This is a genomic window from Megasphaera sp. NM10, assembly GCF_000417505.1.
In the GTDB taxonomy this organism is placed as follows: domain Bacteria; phylum Bacillota; class Negativicutes; order Veillonellales; family Megasphaeraceae; genus Megasphaera; species Megasphaera intestinihominis.
This window is the reverse complement of the sequence record NZ_APHY01000148.1, coordinates 1-1,865: the sequence shown is the minus strand read 5'-3', so window position 1 is coordinate 1,865 and position 1,865 is coordinate 1. Positions and strand designations below refer to the sequence as shown.

The following is a 1,865-nucleotide window of genomic DNA, read 5'->3' as shown; positions in this document are numbered from 1 at the left end:
GCTTTGGCAATTAACATAAGTTAATTGGGTAGGGAGCGTTCCTGCATGGGAGAAGCCTGACCGGAAGGACAGGTGGACAGGCAGGAAGAGAGAATGCCGGTATGAGTAGCGAAAAGAAGGGTGAGAATCCCTTCCACCGAAAGCCTAAGGGTTCCTGGGCAACGATCGTCGTCCCAGGGTAAGTCGGGACCTAATCCGAGGCGGAGACGCGTAGGAGATGGACAACAGGTTGAAATTCCTGTACTGGCTGAGGCCGTTTGAGCGAAGGAGTGACACAGGAAGGAAGGCGCGCGTGCGAATGGAAGAGCACGTCCAAGCAGGTAGGTCGGGAGACAGGCAAATCCGTTTCCCGTAAGGCCGAGATGCGATGGGGAGCTTCTGGAGACAGAAGCGAAGGGGCTGGCACTAAACTGTCGAGAAAAGCTTCTAGTGAGGACTCAGGCACCCGTACCGAAACCGACACAGGTAGGCAGGATGAGAATTCTAAGGTGCGCGGGAAAACCCTCGTTAAGGAACTCGGCAAAATATATCCGTAACTTCGGGAAAAGGATAACCCAGCGTACGTGAAGTGCAGAAGCGCATGGAGCGGAGATGGGTGGCAGAAGAGAGGCCCAAGCGACTGTTTACCACAAACACAGGCGTCTGCTAAAGCGAAAGCTGATGTATAGATGCTGACACCTGCCCGGTGCTGGAAGGTTAAGAGGAAGTGTTAGCGCAAGCGAAGCAGTGAATTGAAGCCCCAGTAAACGGCGGCCGTAACTATAACGGTCCTAAGGTAGCGAAATTCCTTGTCGGGTAAGTTCCGACCCGCACGAAAGGTGTAACGATTTGGGCACTGTCTCAACGAGGGACCCGGTGAAATTGAAGTACCTGTGAAGATGCAGGTTACCCGCGACTGGACAGAAAGACCCCATGGAGCTTTACTGTAACCTGAGATTGGATTCCGGTAAGAGATGTACAGGATAGTTGGGAGGCTGAGAAGTGAGTACGCCAGTATTCACGGAGCCGCTGGTGGGATACCAACCTTGTTTTATTGGAATTCTAACGAGAAGCGTAACGAGCTTGGCAGTCTCAGGCGGGCAGTTTGACTGGGGCGGTCGCCTCCGAAAGAGTAACGGAGGCGCCCAAAGGTTCCCTCAGCGCGGACGGAAACCGCGCGAAGAGTGCAAAGGCAGAAGGGAGCTTGACTGCGAGACGGACAGGTCGAGCAGGGACGAAAGTCGGGCTTAGTGATCCGGTGGTAGAGAGTGGAATTGCCATCGCTCAACGGATAAAAGCTACCCTGGGGATAACAGGCTTATCTCTCCCAAGAGTCCATATCGACGGGGAGGTTTGGCACCTCGATGTCGGCTCATCACATCCTGGGGCTGAAGTAGGTCCCAAGGGTTGGGCTGTTCGCCCATTAAAGTGGTACGCGAGCTGGGTTCAGAACGTCGTGAGACAGTTCGGTCCCTATCCATCGCGGGCGTAAGAAACTTGAAAGGGGCTGCTCCTAGTACGAGAGGACCGGAGTGGACCGACCAATGGTGTACCAGTCATGGCGCCAGCCGTGCAGCTGGGTAGCTACGTCGGGGACGGATAAACGCTGAAAGCATCTAAGCGTGAAACCAGCCTAGAGATGAGGTTTCTCATTGTTTTAACAAGTAAGGTCCCACAAAGACGATGTGGTTGATAGGCCGGGAGTGGAAGTACAGCGATGTACGGAGCGGACCGGTACTAATAGACCGAGGACTTGACTTAAGCAGAGAGCCATGTTTGAAGGAGCCGAAAGGCGACGCACAAACATGTGCGAATCGCTTACTCCGAATCTCAGGAGGCTGTGAATTTGGAAACAGATACACAGAGAGAACGACGATTCGGAGACG

At 53.9% G+C, this 1,865-nt stretch carries 1 rRNA gene; it reads left to right on the top strand.

Features of this window, described 5'->3' with window-relative positions:
- Positions 1-1,740, top strand: a 23S ribosomal RNA gene (locus NM10_RS12790); the annotation flags it as partial.
- Between the last annotated feature and the right edge of the window lie 125 nt (positions 1,741-1,865).